The sequence below is a fragment of the Salinispora tropica CNB-440 genome (assembly GCF_000016425.1).
Classification (GTDB): domain Bacteria; phylum Actinomycetota; class Actinomycetes; order Mycobacteriales; family Micromonosporaceae; genus Micromonospora; species Micromonospora tropica.
Genome location: NC_009380.1, coordinates 3086781 through 3105236 on the forward strand (window position 1 = coordinate 3086781; position 18456 = coordinate 3105236).

Consider the following 18456-nt stretch of genomic DNA (forward strand, 5'->3'; position numbering starts at 1 on the left):
CTCAGCCCGGCTCCCTCCAGACGCTGACGACCGAAGCAACAAGAATAGGGGGCAGCAGCAGGCTGCCGATGATGCCAAACACGCTCAGTTCCAGCTGGCCGACCAGCACGCCGATGAGCACCGGCACGGAGATACCGGAAACCCCTCCCGCGATGCAGCTGAGTGTGACGACCCGTACCTTCTTCCGGGTGCTGAAAGTGGTGAAACGGCGGAGCAGACCGGGTCGCCGGGAAACCGGGGGCGGCTGTGGGATCTCCTCTGGGTCGCGAGCTGGCAGCTTCACCCGAAGCTGTGCGGGCACCCCCTGATCCACCGCTTCGGTGGTCAAGCCCTGATAGAGCGTCGGCTCGAGGCGAATCGAGATGCCGTCCTCACCAAGGAGTTGTCGGCCGCCGTCCGGCCAGGTCAGCAGCGCGGCACACGTGTCGTAATGGACGGTGGCGAACTCGTCACTGCCCTTGCTGACCAGGCTCACCCCGTCGGTCCCGATGACGAGTCGCTGTGCCAGAGTGCCCCGGCCGGGGTAGTCAGTACCGGTGACCTTGGTGGCCGAGGAGGTCGGCGCGGCAATGAATCCGGCCCAGTCCGCGCTCCGGCCATACGGCGTCATCAGCAACGAATCAGCGAGTACGTCGGTCGCGACCTCATGTACCGCTTCCGGGGTAACCTCCTTCACCTGTCGTAGCAGGTCATCGCTGGCGGTAACGCCCTCCCCGGTGAGCACGTCAAAGGCCGCCGAGGCTAGCCGGGCGTTGTCGGCGTCATCGGCGGAGAGCGACTCCGTGGCCTTGCCGATCACCGCAGCGATGTTCGCCTCGTCGATCCGACCGACCCGGACCTTCGCCAGTACGTCAATGAATCCGCCAAGCACGGCATCCTGCTTTTCGGGCAAAGCATCGGCGAGTGCGGTTATGGTGGCGTACCCGTCGCCACGCGGTTCGTAGTTGGTGGCAGCGGTGTAGGACAGTCCGTCCCGTTGCCGCAGCGCCTGAAAGAGTTCCCGCTCCAGCACCCCGGCGAAGACGCTGGCGGTGACGCTTCGGGGGACAATGGCGTTGACGGCGGTTAGGCCACCGGAGCCGGCGAAGAAAGCCGGGGTCTGGGGCAGCGCCGACGACGGCGCTGGGACCGGCATCCGCCGGCCGGAGGGAAGGTCGATTCGCAGCCCGGCCGGTAGCTCCGCCCCCGCCAGCCACAGCACCGCGTTCTCTTTGGTGAAGTAGCGCCGGGCCCAATCCTGCAGGTCCTCCAGGGATACCGCGTGCAGGCCCCACTCGGGGTAGCTGAGCAGGCCATGGCTGCGAGCACCGTATCGCCATAGTGGCAGACCATCCAGACTAGAGCCAGAACGACTATTCCACTCAGTCCGCAGAATCGCCTTTTCCGTCTCCACCCGACTGGCGGGCAAGTCGCGCAGACTTTTGCACGCACCAGTCAGGAACGTGGTGATGTCGTCAACCGATCCCTGTAGATGAAAGTGGGTGACGACGCTGCCGGTGGTGCCGTTGTAGTGATAGTCAGCGGCACCCAGCGGGTACAACACGAGATGTTCCAGCAGGTGGGTAATCCCCCGCCGGTCCAGGGTCTCGTCGGCCTGACCGACCCGAAACATCAGTCCGGCGTGGGCGGGCCCCGCAGTCGGGGCCAGCAACGCCGGCACCCCGTCGACCTCCAACTGCCGGATCATCGCCAGCCACCCTTCGTCATCGCCTCACGGCGAAATTCGTCGAACGTCTCCACCGGGTCATTGAAGTATCCCCAGACGCTTTCACTCACCAGATTGCCGACCGCAGCGAAGTACGGAGCTGCGAGGGCGTGGTCGCCGAGGACGCTGTAGATCAACGCGAACCGGCTGACCGCATCGATCCAGCCGTGTTCCGTGCCGAAAGCCGGATGCAGCACCGATCGGGCGGCGGCCTCGCGTAGCTCCTCCCGGACCCGAAGGTCCCTGCGGTAGTCGTCCTGTTGTCTGCCCTCGAGGCTGACCAGGTGCTCGAAGTGGGCCTGCGCGACCAGGCTGCCCTGCGCCGCGCCCTCCGGCGCCGCCACCATCGCCGCACAGGCGAAAGAGTGCATCTCATCGAACGAGCCACCCCATTTCGGACAGATCTGCTGCAGGTACTGCAGCTGCCCCGGCAGATGATGTGGGTCGCTCTCGGCGAGCCGGTCGTAGCGGCGACGTGCCTCCGCCTGGCCGAGTTGCAGACCCCGGGCGGTAAGCAGACGGCAATACCAGATCGCCGGGTCGCCCGGCTGATACGCGGCGGCGTCAATCAACATCCGCTCGGCGCCACGCAGGATCTGATGGAACTCGCGGAACTGGTTCTGACTGACATGCTGGGCCTGATAACCGGTACGTACGTCCCAGGCCCTCACGATCAGGGATTCGCCGAGCAGCGCGGCGGCAAGCCCGTCGGCCGGGTCGGCCTCGACCTGGCGTTGGGCGAACGCCTCAGTCGGTGGCAATGAGCCAGCATAGGAGATCATTTCGGTCCGGGTGGCTGGGCGCTGGCCGTCAACCAAGCGACGCAGCGCGACCCAGTCACCGTCCAGCACGCCAGCGCGAAGGTCGGAGAGCTCGCGATAGGCGGTAGCAACGTCGGTGGTGAGCGCGGGCGCGGCAGGCATGCGGGGATCCTAAGCCGACGGTGACGCAACCAACCAACCGGATTAGCCGGTCACCGGCGGCAACACCGTGGCAGTGAACCGATTCGTATGTTTTGCTGCGTCACTCGCCCCCGAAACCGGTCACCGTTCCCCGGCCAGGGACAGCTCCGTGGGGTATGGAAAGGAGTCGGGCCGATAGCTGCAGGACGGCTCCTCGGCCCAGATCTCACCGGTCACCGCGTACGCCCGGGCCCGTGATCCGCCGCAGGCGGTACGAAACTCACAGGCACCGCAGCGACCACCGAGCCGATCCGGATCACGCATCGCGGTGAACAGCGCCGATTCACAGTAGATGTCGCGGAGCGATCGCTGCCGCACATTGCCGGCCATCACCGGCAAGAAACCGCTGGGGTGCACGTCGCCACGGTGGGACACGAAGACGAAACCGTTGCCGGCGCTCACCCGTAACGGCGCACGCCGGACCCGGTTGACGGTACCGGTCAATCGGCATGCGTCGAGTTTGTCGCGTAGTTGCTGGTACAGCCGCCCGAGGCCGAGGAGGCGGACGTGGTCGTCGCCCCGCCGGGCCAGCACCTCGCGTTGCAGACAGACCCGGCGGAAATGGTGCGCCTCAGTGGTCTTGACCGCGATGGTCTCACCGAGGTCGTACAGCACATTGAGCACGTCCTCGGTCTGGGCTGCGTCCAGGCTCCGCAGCGCCTGGCCCCGCCCGGTCGGGACGAGGAAGAAGACGCTCCAGAGCAGGGCGCCGTAGTCGCGTACCTGGGCGGCCAGATCCGGCAGATCATGGACGGTGTCGCTGGTCGCAGTGCTGTTGATCTGCACCTTTAGGCCAAGGTCGGCGGCGTCGCGCCAGGCCTGCATGGTCAGGTCCCACACCCCGGGGACACCCCGGAAGCCGTCGTGTCCGGCGGCAGTGGCAGCGTCGAGGCTCAGCGAGACCGCCCGTGCCCCGGCAGCGTGCAGGGCAGCCAGCGCCGGACGGGTGAGCGTGGGTGTGCCTGATGGCGAGACCGACACGGGCAGCCCGAGCTCGGTGCCGCGGCGGACCAACAACTCCAGGTCGGGGCGCTGGAACGGGTCCCCGCCCGTAATCACGAACAGCGGCGCGGGCCGTCCGAACTCGGCAACCTGCGCCATCAGGGCGGTGGCCTGTTCGGTGTTCAGCTCGGCTCGGTCCCGGCCGGGGCGGGCGGAGGCCCGGCAGTGCAGGCAGGCGAGCGGGCACGCCCGGGTGGCCTCCCAGATCACGATGAACGGACGTTCCTCGACGTTCTGTTTCGGTGTCCGCACCGGCACGCCCGGGCTCCGGCGCGATGCCTGCTGCCGGCCCGTCGCATTGGGGCGCTGCTGCACGGTCGGCGGTGGCATCACGCCTGCTGGGCCGCGGCGTCCGGCTGCTGTGGGGTCAGCCGGTCCCAGGCGGACATCGGCAGCGCGATAACCGCGGCTGGGAACAACCCGTGTTCCTCATTGTCGATGTGCCGGTGCAGCCGGTGCAGGGCAGCCAACACCGCCGGCCAGTCTGGTGCCGCACGGTCGACGGCACCGAGGACGCCGTGGATGTCGTCGTGCTCGTCGCAGAGCTGCTCCACCGCTTCGGTGAGGCTGCCCTCGGCACGCAGCTCGGGAAAGAGGCCGCGTTCCTCGGTTTCGGTGTGCGGCATCAGCAGCGTGAGCAGGTCGTCGAGGAGGTCAACCCGGTCGTCCGCGCCCGCTGTGATCGCCGTACGCAGCCGTCCGGCGGCGTTGGCGATCGCCTCGTGTTCGGCGGTCAGTTGCCCGATCAGCGGGAACTCCCGACAACCGCAGTAGTTACACATGGCCCCTCTCCCGACCGTGATGTGGGGGATAGATCTACCTTGTTCGGATAGATCCGGAGCACCTAGGGCCGTTCGACCTGCCTCCGCCGGAGACAGGTCCCGAACACCCGGATTCGACGTCCGCCCCGCCCCGGACGAGCGCCCCGGCCAGGCCATCTCCGCCACGATCACACTCATCGGCGCCGACCCCTCTCGGCTCCCTCGTCGGCCGAGGAAGCCTGACCCGACGACCGTCCAACTCGCCAGGGTCGATCGTCCTGATGGATTGACGGAATCGCGGTTGCGACCCGTACGCAGTGCGACTAAACATCGACGCTGGCCGAAGTCCGGGCCAAGCTCACCGCCGTTCGCTTCCAGCACGAGGGTAGAGTGCGGGCCCGTGGCGGTCCGAATTGATATTCAGGCGTTCCATGACTCCGTTCCCTCCGCCGTACGCGAGGCGTCGACCCGGCTACTCGCCACTGGTGGTGTCGGAGACCTGGAACTGACCGGCGGCGGCATCCAGGCCGTGGTCCTTGACCGCGGTACCGCCGTGCAGCCATGGGTGGGCATCGTTGCCGGCAACTTCACAGGTGAGTGCGACTGCGGCACAGCCGACGAAGACCTCTGCGCACATGCGGTCGCAGTTGCATTGACCGCCTTCGACAACGACGTCGCCTTCTCCGGTGCTGCCACCCCACCCAGCGCCGTCTCGGTGTCGCCCGACCACGAGGACTACCTGCAGGCGGCGCAACGGCTGGCGCCCCGTCAGCTGGCCAACCTCGTCGCGGGGCACGCGGTCCGCGACCGTCTCTTCGCCACCCGACTGCTGGCTGAGGCCAACATGCTGCACGGCGCGGATCACACCGGGCTGCAGGACTTCCGGGCCGTCCTCCGTGACGCCTCGAACGCAACCACCGGCAGGTGGGAGATCTCCGACGTGGAGGCCGCTGGTCACCGCCTGGCCTCCGAGGTCGAGATCCTGTGCGCTCGGCCTGCCAGTCTTGCGATGCTCGACCTGGTCGAGGAGGCCATCCCCGTCTGGGATGAGCTCTCCGGGCACCTCCGCGACGCCTACCACATCGCCCGGACCGAACCGGAAGAGATCACCGACTCACTCCTATGTGCCCACCGCGACCTGTGCGACAGCCTCGACCTCGACCCGGAGGACGTCACCGACCGGCTGAACCGGCTCGTCGAACGCTGCCACTACGAACTGGACATCAGCGGATACATCGACCTCCCCCTCGGGTAGGCGGTGTCAAGCTTCAGGTGGTAGCTGCCCAACCGCCGCGCGGTGGATCCGCGTCGCGAGGCGCTCGAACGCCGCCGCGAGTTCGGCTCCGTCGATCACCTCGAGGTCGAGGTCGAGCTGTGTCATCCACAGCGCAAGCCGGTCGGGGTGGTCGGAGCCCAGCACGACCTGGCAGGTGAACTCGTCAACCACCTCGATGTCGACCGGGATGCGGATCTTCGCGGCGACGGTGGCGGCGGGAGCATGTACGAGTACCCGGGCACGGTAGGTCCAGGCCGCCTTGCTGACCCGTCCGACGACGTACTCGACGACGTTGTCCGCCGGGATCAACCGCGGCTGAAACCGCACACCCGTAGGTGCGTACACCACCATGCGGTCGACCCGGAAGACCCGCCAGTCGTCCCGGTCGAGATCCCACGCAAGCAGGTACCAGACTGTCCCCCAGCTCACCAGCCGTTGCGGCTCGGTATGGCGAACCCCTTCGCTGCCGCCCGGCTTGGTGTAGCCCATCCGGAGGCGCTCGTTGCCGCGGATCGCGGCGGCAACCGCGCGGAGAACCGACAAATCTAACGGCGGCTGTACCCCGGAACAACGCTCGTCGCCTCCCGTACCGCCGCAACGCGCCGGCGGAGGCGCGCGGGCAGCACCTGCTCCAGCTTCGCGAGTGCGGTCAACGATGTCTCTCAAGCCGGCCGGCGAGCTCGGCGCTCGTCCAGTCCCGCTTGAGCTGAAGCAGTGACAGCAATTCGAGCAGGCGGGCCGAGGTCTCCACCACGTCCCCCAGCATGTCAGCCATTGCGGAAGCTGACGCGCCGCATTGACGATCCAGCTGCCTCGTCACCGACGGCTACCGACCGGTCACCAGTGACGACGGCGCCGGTCGAGGTCGTCTGGCCGGCCCACTCGTCTCGCTGCGGCGACCGTCTGCTCTCGTACCCGGTGGGGCCCACCGTCGATGGCCGGTTGGACCAACGCAGTTCATGCTCATAGCCGAATCGAGTACGGGTCAGCGTGCTTGAGTCTCCCAGGCAGGCAGCCGAGGCTCGTCGTTGTGTACAACGACATCGACGTGGTCCGTCGGACGAACCGTGGCGAAGTAGAGCTGTTGCGAGGGGATGTAACGCTCCCGCCAGCGTCGTTCGACATCGGCCCGGGACGACACCCGGCCTTCTCGGATCACGGCACGATCCACGGTCTTGTCAAGGGCTGTCGACACGAAGATGCGCAGGTCCCACCGATCGATCAATTCTGGGCGTAGGAGGAAGACGCCGTCGAAGACCAGCACGGCGTTGACGGGGGCGGTCATGACCGGCGGGGACAGCACGGAATCCGCGATGTGGTCGTAGACCGCGGGTTGGAAGCATCGATCTCCGCCCGGGCCAAGCGGATCGAGCAGGACCCGGGTCAGCGCGTCGTGGTCGTGGGCGTCGAGGTAGCAGCCTCGGCCGAGTACTCGCCCCGTCGATAGCGCTGCGCCCGAGGAACGACAAAGTCGTCGATAGTCGCGCGGATGACAGCGCGACCCTGGTCACGCAAGACGACGCCTAGCTCGTCGGCGAGGTTGGTCTTGCCCGCGGCGGGCGGTCCGTCGACAGCTACCCGCGTGGGGTGCCCGAGTGCGACGGATCCGACCGCCTCAGCCAGGCGGTCACGTAACTCGTCCCGGGTGCCATGCTCCACAGTGTGCCCCGCTCCGCCCTGCTCTCGTGACAGTGCGCGTCGAACCGACTCTGCGCCCGTCCGCCACTCTCGCACGTCACTATCCGAGTGAGCGACACGTGAGCGACAGCTGGGCCTGATCTGCGTTTGCGGACATCCGAAATCAGCAGGCGGATGGCCACGGACGACCATCCGGAGCCCGGAAAGCATGGTGAAGCAGCCGCGGCCGGGCACCGACAGGCAAACCCTGACGACCGCACGGTCAGGCGTGTGGGTGGATCACCCTGCCCCGATGGTCCCATGAGTGGCCGACGCGCCGGCAGCCCGGCGAGTCGGGTTAACCTGCGGTCATGGCGAGCGCTGAACTGGACGAGTTGATCGTCGCGGATGCCGAGGCACTGCGCACGTGGTTGGCGACCAACCATGCCACATCGCCGGGCGTCTGGCTCGTTCTGACCAAGAGAGGTGGCACCGCCACCACGCTGACGTGGCAGCAGGCGGTTGATGAGGCCCTCTGTTTCGGCTGGATCGACGGGCAGGGCCGGAAGCGGGATCGAGAGACATCCTGGATCCGGTTTACCCCGCGCCGGCCTCGCAGTTCCTGGTCGCAACGCAATGTCGGCCACGTGGCCCGGCTGGAGGCACAGGGGCGCATGATGCCCTCCGGCCGAGCTGCGGTGGAAACCGCCAAGGCGGACGGGCGGTGGGCGGCCGCCTACGCCCCGCCGTCGGAGGCCGAGGTGCCGGACGACCTACTCGCCGCCATCGCCGCCAACCCTGCCGCCCAGGCCATGTTCGACGTACTCACCAGGACCAACCGGTTCGCTCTCATCCAACGCCTTGCTGCCGTCAAACGGACGCAGACCCGCGAGCGCAAGATCGGCGAGCTCGTCGCCATGCTGGCCCGCCACGAGACGATCTACCCACAGAAGGCCACACCGCCGACCTCGCCGCAATCGGCGGCCTCATGATCCAGCGCGCTGATCTGTTCCGTTCCCGTTGGCGCTAGTCGCCGGACCGGGTTTCGGGCCGCGAAGGTGAAAGTGTCCTGATGAAGCGAGCCGCGACTGCGCCACGGCAGCACGTAATTCGGCGCCCTCTTCCACCGAAAAGTCAAAGGGGGCAGCGGCCAGCCACTCCTGGGCGTACATCGTGGGGTTTCGGGTGCTGCCGACCAGGACGCAGCGGTCGCCGTCCGGCTCGAGGGGCCCGCACCGCCCGAATCCGATCGATACGGTACGTGCGGATCGCATCCGCGCGGTGTGCGTGGCACAGCAGGTGCCAGCGTCCGTACCGCACGATGACTGCCCACGGGTCGACCTCGGCGTCCCGTTCCTCGTCGCTCTCACCACTGTGCGTGACCAGGACGCGGCGCCGGTCGGCGACGGCGGGCGACCAGGGCACTTGTGGTGGCGGGAGCAGGGCGAGCCACTCGCCGGTCCGGGGTGGCCGAGATGTACGCCCGCAGCGCCGCCGCCTGCCGTCCCACGCTCTCGGGGAGAGCCCGGATGACTGCGCTGAGCGCCGAGCCGATCGGCTCGTCGGCGTCGATCGCGGCCGGCTGCCCGTCGAGCACGGCCATGACCAGGCTGAGTGCATGTTCCCGGGTGAAGACGACCGGCGGTAGCCGGGTGCCGTGGTCTAGCCAACCGGAGGAGCAACGGTCCCTGACGGCGCCACCAACGCGCGACGGGCCGACCTCATCGTCATGCTCGACGGGCTGCCCTCACAGTAGGCGCGGACCACCCGCTACGCCGAAGAACCAATGCCGATCGGTCACGGGCTCCGCCGGTAGCTGATCCTGGATCAAACTCTCGATCGCCTCGGCGAGATCGGCCACCACCTCGCCGTCTACCTGCTCATGCCCCGCAGGAAGTAGGGCTCACCGTCAACCAGGTAGTGCTGGGCAGCCTCCGCAGATGTGACGATCCCATGCCCGCGAAGCCGGCGTCCCGCCGCCACGATAGTCGAACGGACGTAGTCCCGCTGCTCGGTGTTCCACTTATCAGTGTCCAATGCGAAGGCATTGCTGGAGCCGATCCGCACCTGCGTTCGCAGGTCTTCGGCCACCCGGTCGGCCCATGGTGGGCGCTGCCCGGGCTCCATTTCCCCGTGTACCAGCACGGCCTCCAAGAGCAAGATCCCGAGGCTGACGTCGTAGGCCCAGAACCAACGGCCCTGAAACACAACCGGCACTGTCTTGCTCACTCCAAACCTCCGTCAACCGCCGATCACCTACGAGCCGACCAAAACGGCTTCGAATCCCGGGAACAACCCTTCGGCGTGTCGTGCAGCTCAGGTTGGTGTGACGCGGGTGGATGCCACGCGTCGGCTGAAGCCGATCATAGTGGCGATTGACCACCATGGCGGTTAGGCCGCCGAGAGCGACGACCGCCGCCCGGGCCGCACGCACCGGTCGCCGCGGCTGTGGTTCCGTCGCTGCCCCGGCAGGAGGTGTCGCGGCGGGGTTCATCACCTCCGCGATACCGGCCGTCAACGAGGACGCCTTCGTCGTTCGACATCGTGGCACCGTAGCTTCGCTCGATGGCATCGTCGGCGTGGCCCTCACCCCACTGCCTCGCCATAGGCTGGCGGTGTGGAGCATGGCAAGAAACCGGGTCCTGCCGCACCCACAGACGAGGGACACTGTCCATCCCGGTGAGGACGACGGCTCATGGACGTTGAGACCGTTGACGCCCCGGAACATCCGCGGTCACCAGCGTGGTGGTGCCCGGTCAGCCACCCGGCGACACAGCCCTCAACCGAAGCCCTTCGCCGTCACACTGGCGGTGCAGGGCCGACCGTTCCCGATTGGTGGTGTTCACGTGGTCAAGGCGCGACCAGCCGCAGGCGGCGGGCGGTGGGTGGAGATCTCACCGGAACGGATTCGTGGTTGGCTCGACGGCTTCTACCGCCGCCACGACGGCGCCACCGAGCAGGGCCTCGTGCTGACCGGCGTGAGCAACGGTGATATCGCCACGCTGTATCCGCCGCCGGGGCTTGCCGAGGCGAAGGATGTCGACACGCTGCTGGCCGGCATCATCCGACCACCCCGAATCGCCGTGCTGCTGGCCCGTAAGGGCGCAGTTGCCGCCGGCGTCGCGGACGGAACGACCATCACCGTCTCCAAGGTCGAGCGCTTCTACGTACAGGGTCGCACCGCGGCCGGCGGTTCCTCGCAGCAGCGCTACGCACGTCGCCGCGCCAACCAGGCCCAGGCTGCTACCCAGCGGGCTGCGGAGATCGCCGCGCGGGTCATGTTGCCCCATGTTCCCGGTGTTGTCGCCGACCCGCACGATGCGGTCAGGTCCCTGGTCTGCGGCGGCGACCGATCGATGATCGAGGCGATACTGACAGACCGGCGTCTGTCGCCACTGGCCCGGCTGCGTCATTCACACCTGCTCGAATCCGCCGAGCCCCGTCTGGCCGTCCTGGCGGATGCGGTGGTTGCGGCCAGACGGATCCGCGTCCATCTGATGCCGTGACCACGATCAGGTTTAGCCCGCACGCATGGTGATCATTCGCCGGCAAGGTCGCTCCGTAGCTCGGCCTCGATCAGCCGGCCCCCACCCCAGCTGAAACACGGGCCGCAGTAAATCGACCGTCAACATGACGAGATCATGACGCGACGGTACGACAGTTGATGTCGTCACCCGAGCGCATGCTGGGACAAGGGTTGGAGCGATGCCAGCGGCATCACTGTCGGGGGCACCCCCGCATGTCCGGGGCGAGCTGTCGCCGCGGTCAACGTACACGTGGGTGACCTGCGGCCATGGAGCAGGATGTCTGATGCAGGCTCAAGAATCCGACGCGACGCGGGCTGGGCCCCTTGGGTCGCGGCCCCGGGCCAGAGCTTGGCGAGCAGAGCACCATCGTTGACTTATCGATTGTCGTTAGGCAAGGGTCATAATGATAGTCGATAGGGAGGATGTCGGTGAGTGCGACCGTGAGAGTGCGCCTGCTGACCGGACTGCTCGGTGCGGCCGCTGCGGCCGTGTTGGTGTTCGGCGTGTGGCCGACCTTGCTTGGGCCATCCGGCCTGGAATTAGGGCGTGGCATGGTCCCGATGCCCACGCCGCAGCCAATGTTGTCCGTGGCGGTGCGGCCTGACGACGGATTCGGCGATCGGTGGCAGGCTACCGGCGACGACTACCACGAGTTGTTCGCGTGGAAGGACACCTCCGACGGCACTCGGGATGCCGCCAAAGGGCTACCGCCGGTCGAGCTGTTCTTCCCGACGATGGGGCTTTCGATCTTGGGGCCGACGTGGACCGATCGGATCAGCTTCGCCGGGCCGGAGCTCGCGGCGCAGGCGTTGCTCCTGTCTGTGCTCTGGCTGCTGTGGCGTATCGTCCGCACGGCGCCTACCGGCGAGGTGTTCACCACCGTCAACGCCCGTCGGATAGTCGGCATCGGCTTGGTGGTGGCGGTTGGCGGTAGCGCGGTCCAGCTACTCGGTCTCGCCGCTCACCAGGCCATCGTCGCCCGCTCCGCCGCGGCTGGCATCGTTGACGTCGCCTTCTCGTTCTCGTTCGTGCCACTGGCAATCGGTGCGACTGTTCTGTTGCTGGCCGAGGTGTTTCGGCAGGGTGTGCGGCTGCGAGCCGACGTGGCCGGGCTGGTGTGATGGCGCGAGCGTCAGACGAGGCTGGCCACCGGATTGTGGTTCACCTCGACCGAGTCCTCGCCGCTCGGGGCATGACCTTGGTCGAACTCTCCGAGCAGGCGGGCGTGAGCGTGGTGAACCTCTCGGTGCTGAAGAACGGTCGCGCCCGGGCCATCAGGTTTTCCACCCTCACCGCCATCTGCGACGCCCTGCGCTGCGCGCCCGGTGACCTCCTGGAGATCGATGGCGGTGAGAGCTAGCGCCACCTAGTAGTACTTTGTCGCATTTTGGATATTTCGGGCACTGTTGGTGTGGTGAGCCGTTGGCTCCGATATGGATGTTCGGAAAGTAGAGCGTCTGGGTGGCGATCTGGCCGATTTCACCGGTGAGGTGTTCGGGTCGTTGACTCGGGTCGGGTGGCAGGATCGGGCCGGGCAGTATGTGCGCGGGTTGATGGTGGATGGGTGGCGTAAGTCGATCCAGCCGATGGCGGGGCGCCTGCCGGGTGTGCATGATCAGGCGTTGAACCATGTCGTGACGAACAGTCCGTGGGGTGTGGTGCCGGTGTGGCGGCGGCTGGCGTCTCGGATGGATGAGGCGATCACGCCGGCGGTGTGGGCTGTTGATGACACGGGCTGGCTCAAGTGCGGTACGGCGTCGCCGGGTGTGGCCCGGTAGTGCACCGGCACGGCGGGCAAGGTCACGAACTGCCAGATCGGGGTGAGGGTGAACCTGGTCGGCGATGTCGCGTCGTGTCCGGTCGGCTGGCGGTTGTTTATGCCCGCCTCGTGGGATCCCGCCTCGGCCGAGACTGCCGTCGATGTCGGCTTGCGGCGGGCGCGGGCGCAGGTCCCCGACGATGTCGGGCATCGGGAGAAGTGGCGTCTCGGGTTGGACATGATCGACGAGGTGATCGGGTGAGGACTGACGCCACCGGTGATCGTGGCGGACGCCGGGTACGGCGACAGCGGCGAGTTCCGCCACGGCCTGACTGAGCGTGGTTTGTCCTATGTGGTGCGGGCGGCTACCACGATCGGCGTTCAACGGCAGGAAGCGGCACGGACCGCGCCACCGGCGGCGTGGACAGGCCGGCGACCGACACTGCGATACCGCAACCCCGCGACCTCGGTCACGGACCTCATCCTGTCCCACAGCGCTGCCGCGGCCCAGTCGGTGTCCTGGCGTGACGGCTCCCGCACCCGCGCGGGCAGGCCGGTGACGATGCGCTCCCGGTTCGTGTTCCTGCGGGTCCGGCCAGCCGGACGGATCCTGCTCGCCGCCCACCGCGACCAGGACCTACCCGAAGCGTGGCTGATCGCCGAATGGCCACCCGAGCGCGACGAACCCACCAACTACTGGCTGTCGAACCCGCCCGCCACCACCGCGAAACGCACCCTCATCCGATGGGCGAAACTCCGCTGGCGCATCGAACACGACTACCGCGAACTGAAAACCGGACTCGGCCTCGACCACTACGAAGGCCGCACCTGGCAAGGCTGGCACCACCACGTCACCCTCGTATCCGCCGCCCACGCCTTCTGCACCCTGCAACGCCTCGACCCACAAGCCCCCGCGCCGGACCGAAGGGACCGATCATCGGCACCAGCAACCGGTTGGCCTGCTCCCAGCGCGTGCCGGCATGCGGACGTACCGAAGGCGCGCATCCGCTCAATCGGTGATGTCCAAGGATCAAACGCTCGATCGCCTCGACGAGGTCGACGACCATCTCGCCACCTACCTGCTCATGCCTGCGGAGTTCGGTGGTTGGGTCTTGGTGTTCGCGTCACCTCCGCTGTCAGCTGCGTGAGGAACCTCCAAGGTCGTGCGCCGTAAGCGGCGGCGGAGTGACCACAGTCGCCGTAGTGACCCAACAACGGGTCAACGCGCAACGGACAACACAGCACGGCGCAGTGCCTGGCTCGCCAGGGCGACGAGCCCAGCAGTGGCTGCGAGAGCCGTCCCACCCAAGAACACCGCAGCCGTTCCCCACCGCCCGGCGGCCAACCCGGTGATCGCGTAGCTGACCGGAATGCCACCAAAACCAGCCAGGCTACTCAGACTCATCACCCGGCCCAGGTATTGCGGCGGTGTTTGCGCCTGCAGCAGGGCCGTCCCGAGCGCGCCAGCGAGACCGACGCTGACGCCGAGCAGCAACGACGCGGCGACCGCCCACAGCCTGGCTGGGGCAAACCCAATACCGGCGAGCGCTCCCCCCGTCACAACGGCGAGAGGGCCAACGAGTAGACCAGCGCGCGGGAGATGGCCGAGCACTGCCACCGCCACCGCTGCCAGTGCGGCACCGACACCGAAGCCGCCGACGATCAGACCCATGCCCGCAGCACCCCAGCCGCGCTCCTGGGCCAGCAGCGCGATGCCCACATTGAACGGGCCGGTGAAGCCCAACTCGGCGACTGCCGAGACGAGCAGAATGGTACGCAGCAACGGCGACCGCGCGGCCACAGCCAGCCCGGCCCGGACTTCTTTACCCATACCCCGTGATCGGCCGGATCCCGCGGCTGGCTTGGTGACCACTCCGGGGCGGACCCTGACCGCGGCGAGCGCAAGCACCGAAACGGCGAAGGTGAGCGCGTTGAGCGCGAACGCCGCGGCGATCCCGTATGCGGCGACAATCGCTCCGCCGAGCGGCGCACCAGCAACGATGGCGCCCCGCGCCAGCGTCATCCGCATGCCTTGCAGCCGGGCGAGGTGCTCCGCTGCCACCAGATACGGCGGCAGCGCCCCAACAGCGGGCAGGAACACCGCGTCGACTGCGCCGAACACCAGCGCCACCACGACCAACACCGCGAGGGCTGGTTCGGCGGTGGCTGTGGCCACCGCCGCAGCGGCCATCACCGCGCAGCGCAGCGCGTCACTGCCAAGCATCAGACGCCGCGCACCCCATCGGTCAACCGCTGCCCCGCCCAGCAGGAGTAGCACCAGCCGGGACACCGACGCGGTGGCCAGGACCAACCCGGCCGCACCGGCGCCGGCCACCTGAGTAGCGGTCCAGGCCAATGCCACGAAGTAGACTTGATCACCCACCAGCGACACGCCGAAACCCGCGAGCCAGCGCAGGACGTTGCCATCCCGGTACGAGGGCGGTGGCCGGACCGCGACCGCCTGGTGCGTCACAGCTGGAACGGGAAGGCGTGGATGAACATCAGAACGTGCTCCCGGCCGGGCTCGTCGGGCCGGCCCTCGGCACTGACTCGCCCACGCTCAGCCCACTTCTGCACCACCGTTGTCAGCTCGGCGCTCAGCTCGGCCAGCTCGGCGGCCGTAAGCCGGAACAACGATTCGCTGGAGAACGAGGCGTCGGTCCACGCCTCGCCCCAGGCGTGATCCTCGTCGATCCACCGTTCGAGCCGACTGACCTGATGGGCCAGCATCTGACGCTTAGCCGTGACCGCCACGCCACGGGCCTGCGGATCCCCGGCGAACTCCGACCCCGCGAAGCTGAAACCCTCGTGGGTCTTGCGCCACCAACGCTCCCGCCGATCACCAGAGCGGCGCGGTGCCTCCTCGATCAGGCCATGCGTGGCCAACTCTCGCAGGTGATAGCTGACCAGTGAGAGCGACTCATCGACCAACTCGGCGAGCCGGGACGCAGTCGCCTCCCGCTCTGCAGTCAGCGCGTAGAACAACCGCAGCCGCAACGGGTGGGCGAACATCCGTAGCTCGGCAACGCTCTTGAGTCGCCGGTTCGATTCAGGTGCCATACATCCATAGTATTCACTCAAAAAATTTTGTGCAAATTTTTGCACTAGTCTGTTGAGGGGCAACCACGGTCCCCAGCTCCGCTCCACTACGCCATGTCCCTCGCGGGCCACCACCGGCCAAATGCGATCACTGCTCAGCGATGCTGAGGAGGCCCCACTCACCGTCATCTACCGCCACCAACGCCCTGCGACACAAGATCGCCAGCATTGCGGCGCCAGCGGCCCACCGCCGAGACACATACGTCGGGCTCCATCGAGGTCGGCGATCCCGATGCGCCTACGGTGAACTGACGGTCGACCATCTCGTCGGCCTACCACCACACCTGGCTTCAGCAGACCTGCTCAGGGCACCGGCATGGCTTCGGGCTCGTGGACAGGACCAACCAGCCCGGTCCGTGGTGGTCCGGTCCGTGATGGTCACGCGTCGACGCATTCGCCCAGTACCTGACACGCCATGGTCCTGGTGCCGCCGATATCATCGATACAATTGGCCAACCGCGCGGTCACTGAGGATCGCCACCGCATCACCCTCCCAGCGGGGATAAGCGTTCCGGTCATCGCCGCGTGGAACACCGAAGGAAACCTGCTCAACCTACTCGCGCCCGGACCTTGCCGAACTGGGGAACGCGTCCACCGTCTGCTGCACCGCTTCTACGCACCCGACATCCGCTTCCTGCGCTACTATCCCACGTCGGCCGGCAACGAAATCCGCCAACTCGTCGTCCACGACACGCCACTGAGCGCGGGCACCACCATCGATCTGCCGTGACCAGGGAGCCGGAGGACATGGACGCCATCTCCACCGCGCAGTTCCGGCCGATCCTGTCGCGAGCCCTGCGGGCCACCGGCCGCGGTGTGGTGCTCGCGGCCACCGCCGTGCTCAGTCTGGCCCTCTTCGTCGCCACCACCCTCGCCACGGCGTTCATCCTGCTCGGTGTCGGAGTGCTGCTGCTGCCACTGCTCACTCCGCTGGTCCGCCGGCTAACCGGGCTGTACCGGGACCTCGCCGCCCGCTCCGGGGTCACGATCGCCACGCCGTACCTTCCCGGGAGCCCGACGGAGCCCGGGGTGGTCGGCTGGGTACAGCGCTGCCGGTTCATCCTCACCGACCCGGCAAGCTGGCGTGATCTGCTGTTCCTGCTGCTCAATGTCGTGGTCGGCTTCGCGCTCGGGCTGCTGCCGGTCGCTCTGCTGGTGTACGCGGTGGAGGGGTTGTTGCTCTCCTCCGGGTTCTGGGTGCTGGTGCGGGAGTCCGGGGTGGACTTCTGGTACGGCTTCACCCCGATGGATACCTGGCCAAGGGCGGCGCTCGGGGCGCTGGTCAGCCTGACGGTATTCGGCATCTGGCTGGCCGTGGCCCCGGGGGTGGTCGCCGGGCACGCGCACTTCGCCAAGGCACTGCTCGGACCGAGCGAGCGGGCGTTGATCGCCTCCCGCATGCGGCACCTCTCGGAGACCCGGTCGGATGTCATCAACATCCAGGCCACCGAGCTGCGCCGGATCGAGCGCGACCTGCACGACGGTGCGCAGGCACGGCTGGTGGCGATCGGCATGAAACTCGGCGCGGCCACCCGCCAGCTGCATACCAATCCAGACGCTGCGGAGACGCTGCTGGTCGATGCACGCAACGCCACCGCCACCGCGCTGGAGGAGTTGCGCTGCCTGATTCGCGGCATCCACCCGCCGGTGCTCGCCGAGCGCGGCCTTGAGGACGCCGTCCGGGCGATCGCTTTGGAGAGCCCGATCGACGTCACTGTCACGGCCGACGTGCCCGGCCGGTTGGCCGCGCCGGCGGAGTCCGCCGTCTACTTCGCGATCTCCGAACTGTTGACCAACGTCGCCAAGCACGCCAACGCCGACCGGGCGAGCATCGACCTGCGCCATGAGGACGGTTCGCTGCGCGCGGTGGTGATCGACAACGGTCAGGGCGGCGCGGATGCCAGTGCCGGCACCGGACTCCGGGGCATCGAACGGCGTTGTGCTACGTTCGACGGGACATTTGTCCTCAGCAGTCCCGAAGGTGGGCCGACCAACGCGATCCTGGAGCTGCCGTGCGCGTTGTACTCGCCGAGGACCTCTTCCTTCTGAGACAGGGAATGGTCCAGCTCCTCGAGTCGTACGACTTCGAGATCGTCGCGGCAGTCGACAATGGCCCGGCCCTGCTCGACGCGCTGGTGACCCTGCGCCCAGACGTGGCGGTGGTCGACGTGCGGCTGCCGCCGACGTTCACCGACGAGGGTCTCCAGGCGGCCCTGGAGGCGCGTCGCCGCTGCCCCGGCCTACCCATCCTGGTGCTCTCCCAGCACGTCGAGCAGCTGTACGCCAAGGAACTGCTCGCCGACGCCAGCGGCGGCATCGGTTACCTGCTGAAGGACCGGGTGCTCAACAGCGACCAGTTCGTGGACGCCATCCGCCGGGTCGCCGACGGTGGCACCGCGATGGATCCGCAGGTGATCTCGCAGCTGCTGGCCGTCCGGTCCCGCCGGGAGCCGCTGTCCATGCTGACCCCGCGCGAGCGGGAGGTGTTGAAACTGATGGCCGAGGGGTGTTCCAACACGGCCATCGCGCAGCGCCTCATCGTCAGTCAGGGTGCGGTTGCCAAATACACGACCAGCATCTTCGCGAAGCTCGATCTGGCCCCGGCGGACGACAGCAATCGTCGCGTGTTGGCTGTGCTGGCATACCTCAACAGCACCCGCGTTGACGTCTCCTGACGGCACGCTCGACCTGGCCCCGCCCGGGCCGGGGCCGCGGCGCCGCCGACAACGGCAGGCAGTGGTCGTTCCG

16 protein-coding genes and 4 pseudogenes are annotated in these 18456 nt (G+C 67.7%); 10 read left to right on the top strand and 10 right to left on the bottom strand.

Annotated elements, in window-relative coordinates:
* Nucleotide 1 precedes the first annotated feature (1 nt).
* The 4 genes from STROP_RS13755 to STROP_RS13770 all read right to left on the bottom strand — a co-directional run bounded on the left by STROP_RS13755 (nt 2) and on the right by STROP_RS13770 (nt 4451).
* Nucleotides 2–1687 carry a M16 family metallopeptidase gene (locus STROP_RS13755; protein WP_012013963.1) on the bottom strand — a complete coding sequence of 562 codons (1686 nt, stop codon included), beginning with the start codon at nt 1685–1687 and terminating at the stop codon, nt 2–4.
* Nucleotides 1684–2628 (bottom strand): hypothetical protein, encoded by a 945-nt coding sequence (locus STROP_RS13760; protein ID WP_012013964.1) that lies wholly within the window; start codon nt 2626–2628, stop codon nt 1684–1686. The genes STROP_RS13755 and STROP_RS13760 overlap by 4 nt, the downstream gene beginning before the upstream one ends.
* A gap of 120 nt (nt 2629–2748) precedes the next feature.
* On the bottom strand, nt 2749–4002 hold the full coding sequence (locus STROP_RS13765) for a TIGR04053 family radical SAM/SPASM domain-containing protein (RefSeq protein WP_238380229.1): 1254 nt from the start codon (nt 4000–4002) through the stop codon (nt 2749–2751).
* On the bottom strand, nt 3999–4451 hold the full coding sequence (locus STROP_RS13770; RefSeq protein WP_012013966.1) for a hemerythrin domain-containing protein: 453 nt from the start codon (nt 4449–4451) through the stop codon (nt 3999–4001). The genes STROP_RS13765 and STROP_RS13770 overlap by 4 nt, the downstream gene beginning before the upstream one ends.
* Nucleotides 4452–4830: 379 nt before the next feature.
* Between STROP_RS13770 and STROP_RS13775 the strand changes: the two genes are divergently transcribed.
* The gene (locus STROP_RS13775; protein WP_230582335.1) at nt 4831–5685 is read left to right on the top strand and encodes a hypothetical protein; all 855 of its coding nucleotides are present in this window, start codon (nt 4831–4833) and stop codon (nt 5683–5685) included.
* 6 nt (nt 5686–5691) lie between these two features.
* Here STROP_RS13775 and STROP_RS13780 read toward each other — a convergent pair.
* Together STROP_RS13780 and STROP_RS13785 are read right to left on the bottom strand one after the other, a co-directional pair.
* Nucleotides 5692–6460: pseudogene (locus tag STROP_RS13780) on the bottom strand (helix-turn-helix transcriptional regulator).
* A gap of 231 nt (nt 6461–6691) precedes the next feature.
* A pseudogene (locus STROP_RS13785) lies at nt 6692–7365 on the bottom strand (nucleoside/nucleotide kinase family protein).
* A 329-nt stretch (nt 7366–7694) separates the two neighbouring features.
* Between STROP_RS13785 and STROP_RS13790 the strand changes: the two are divergent.
* A complete protein-coding gene (locus STROP_RS13790) occupies nt 7695–8315 on the top strand; it encodes a YdeI/OmpD-associated family protein (protein WP_012013970.1) in 621 nt (206 codons plus the stop codon).
* 34 nt (nt 8316–8349) lie between these two features.
* On the opposite strand, the pseudogene STROP_RS13795 reads toward STROP_RS13790, so the two are convergent.
* Nucleotides 8350–8989 (bottom strand): annotated as a pseudogene (locus tag STROP_RS13795) (helix-turn-helix transcriptional regulator); the annotation flags it as partial.
* Nucleotides 8990–9195: 206 nt separating this feature from the next.
* Nucleotides 9196–9552 (bottom strand): hypothetical protein, encoded by a 357-nt coding sequence (locus STROP_RS13800; RefSeq protein WP_012013972.1) that lies wholly within the window; start codon nt 9550–9552, stop codon nt 9196–9198.
* A gap of 617 nt (nt 9553–10169) precedes the next feature.
* Between STROP_RS13800 and STROP_RS13805 the strand changes: the two genes are divergently transcribed.
* The 5 genes and pseudogenes from STROP_RS13805 (at nt 10170) to STROP_RS26040 (ending at nt 13757) form a co-directional block, all read left to right on the top strand.
* The gene (locus tag STROP_RS13805) at nt 10170–10829 is read left to right on the top strand and encodes an acVLRF1 family peptidyl-tRNA hydrolase (RefSeq protein ID WP_026275922.1); all 660 of its coding nucleotides are present in this window, start codon (nt 10170–10172) and stop codon (nt 10827–10829) included.
* A gap of 443 nt (nt 10830–11272) precedes the next feature.
* On the top strand, nt 11273–11971 hold the full coding sequence (locus STROP_RS13810) for a DUF2975 domain-containing protein (protein ID WP_187151548.1): 699 nt from the start codon (nt 11273–11275) through the stop codon (nt 11969–11971).
* Nucleotides 11971–12210, top strand: coding sequence for a helix-turn-helix domain-containing protein (locus STROP_RS13815; RefSeq protein WP_018833658.1), 240 nt, complete (start codon nt 11971–11973; stop codon nt 12208–12210). The genes STROP_RS13810 and STROP_RS13815 overlap by 1 nt, the downstream gene beginning before the upstream one ends.
* 73 nt (nt 12211–12283) lie before the next feature.
* Nucleotides 12284–13561: pseudogene (locus STROP_RS24860) on the top strand (IS701 family transposase); the annotation flags it as partial.
* 64 nt (nt 13562–13625) lie between these two features.
* Nucleotides 13626–13757: a hypothetical protein gene (locus tag STROP_RS26040; protein ID WP_274378099.1), complete on the top strand. Its 132-nt coding sequence runs from the start codon at nt 13626–13628 to the stop codon at nt 13755–13757.
* Between the two features lie 71 nt (nt 13758–13828).
* Here STROP_RS26040 and STROP_RS13835 read toward each other — a convergent pair whose 3' ends face one another.
* Both STROP_RS13835 and STROP_RS13840 read right to left on the bottom strand, forming a co-directional pair.
* On the bottom strand, nt 13829–15082 hold the full coding sequence (locus tag STROP_RS13835) for an MFS transporter (RefSeq protein WP_012013977.1): 1254 nt from the start codon (nt 15080–15082) through the stop codon (nt 13829–13831).
* Nucleotides 15079–15669, bottom strand: a complete 591-nt coding sequence (locus STROP_RS13840) for a helix-turn-helix domain-containing protein (protein WP_018829897.1) — start codon at nt 15667–15669, stop codon at nt 15079–15081. Before STROP_RS13840 ends, STROP_RS13835 begins: the two co-directional genes overlap by 4 nt.
* A gap of 454 nt (nt 15670–16123) precedes the next feature.
* Here STROP_RS13840 and STROP_RS13845 point away from each other — a divergent pair, with 454 nt between their 5' ends.
* From STROP_RS13845 to STROP_RS13855, 3 genes are read left to right on the top strand one after another with little or no spacing between them, the layout of a single operon-like run.
* Nucleotides 16124–16438: a hypothetical protein gene (locus tag STROP_RS13845; protein WP_012013979.1), complete on the top strand. Its 315-nt coding sequence runs from the start codon at nt 16124–16126 to the stop codon at nt 16436–16438.
* A gap of 17 nt (nt 16439–16455) precedes the next feature.
* Nucleotides 16456–17757 (top strand): sensor histidine kinase, encoded by a 1302-nt coding sequence (locus STROP_RS13850; protein WP_012013980.1) that lies wholly within the window; start codon nt 16456–16458, stop codon nt 17755–17757.
* On the top strand, nt 17721–18383 hold the full coding sequence (locus STROP_RS13855; RefSeq protein ID WP_012013981.1) for a response regulator: 663 nt from the start codon (nt 17721–17723) through the stop codon (nt 18381–18383). Before STROP_RS13850 ends, STROP_RS13855 begins: the two co-directional genes overlap by 37 nt.
* The last annotated feature ends 73 nt before the right edge of the window (nt 18384–18456 follow it).

What these genes read in the sequence shown, in the direction of transcription:
- STROP_RS13755 (WP_012013963.1), bottom strand. Translation starts at nt 1,687, where the DNA reads ATGATCCGGCAGTTGGAGGTCGACGGGGTGCCGGCGTTGCTGGCCCCG.
- STROP_RS13770 (WP_012013966.1), bottom strand. Translation starts at nt 4,451, where the DNA reads ATGTGTAACTACTGCGGTTGTCGGGAGTTCCCGCTGATCGGGCAACTG.
- STROP_RS13810 (WP_187151548.1), top strand. Translation starts at nt 11,273, where the DNA reads ATGTCGGTGAGTGCGACCGTGAGAGTGCGCCTGCTGACCGGACTGCTC.
- STROP_RS13845 (WP_012013979.1), top strand. Translation starts at nt 16,124, where the DNA reads ATGGTCCTGGTGCCGCCGATATCATCGATACAATTGGCCAACCGCGCG.
- STROP_RS13815 (WP_018833658.1), top strand. Translation starts at nt 11,971, where the DNA reads ATGGCGCGAGCGTCAGACGAGGCTGGCCACCGGATTGTGGTTCACCTC.
- STROP_RS13850 (WP_012013980.1), top strand. Translation starts at nt 16,456, where the DNA reads ATGGACGCCATCTCCACCGCGCAGTTCCGGCCGATCCTGTCGCGAGCC.
- STROP_RS13790 (WP_012013970.1), top strand. Translation starts at nt 7,695, where the DNA reads ATGGCGAGCGCTGAACTGGACGAGTTGATCGTCGCGGATGCCGAGGCA.
- STROP_RS13840 (WP_018829897.1), bottom strand. Translation starts at nt 15,669, where the DNA reads ATGGCACCTGAATCGAACCGGCGACTCAAGAGCGTTGCCGAGCTACGG.
- STROP_RS13760 (WP_012013964.1), bottom strand. Translation starts at nt 2,628, where the DNA reads ATGCCTGCCGCGCCCGCGCTCACCACCGACGTTGCTACCGCCTATCGC.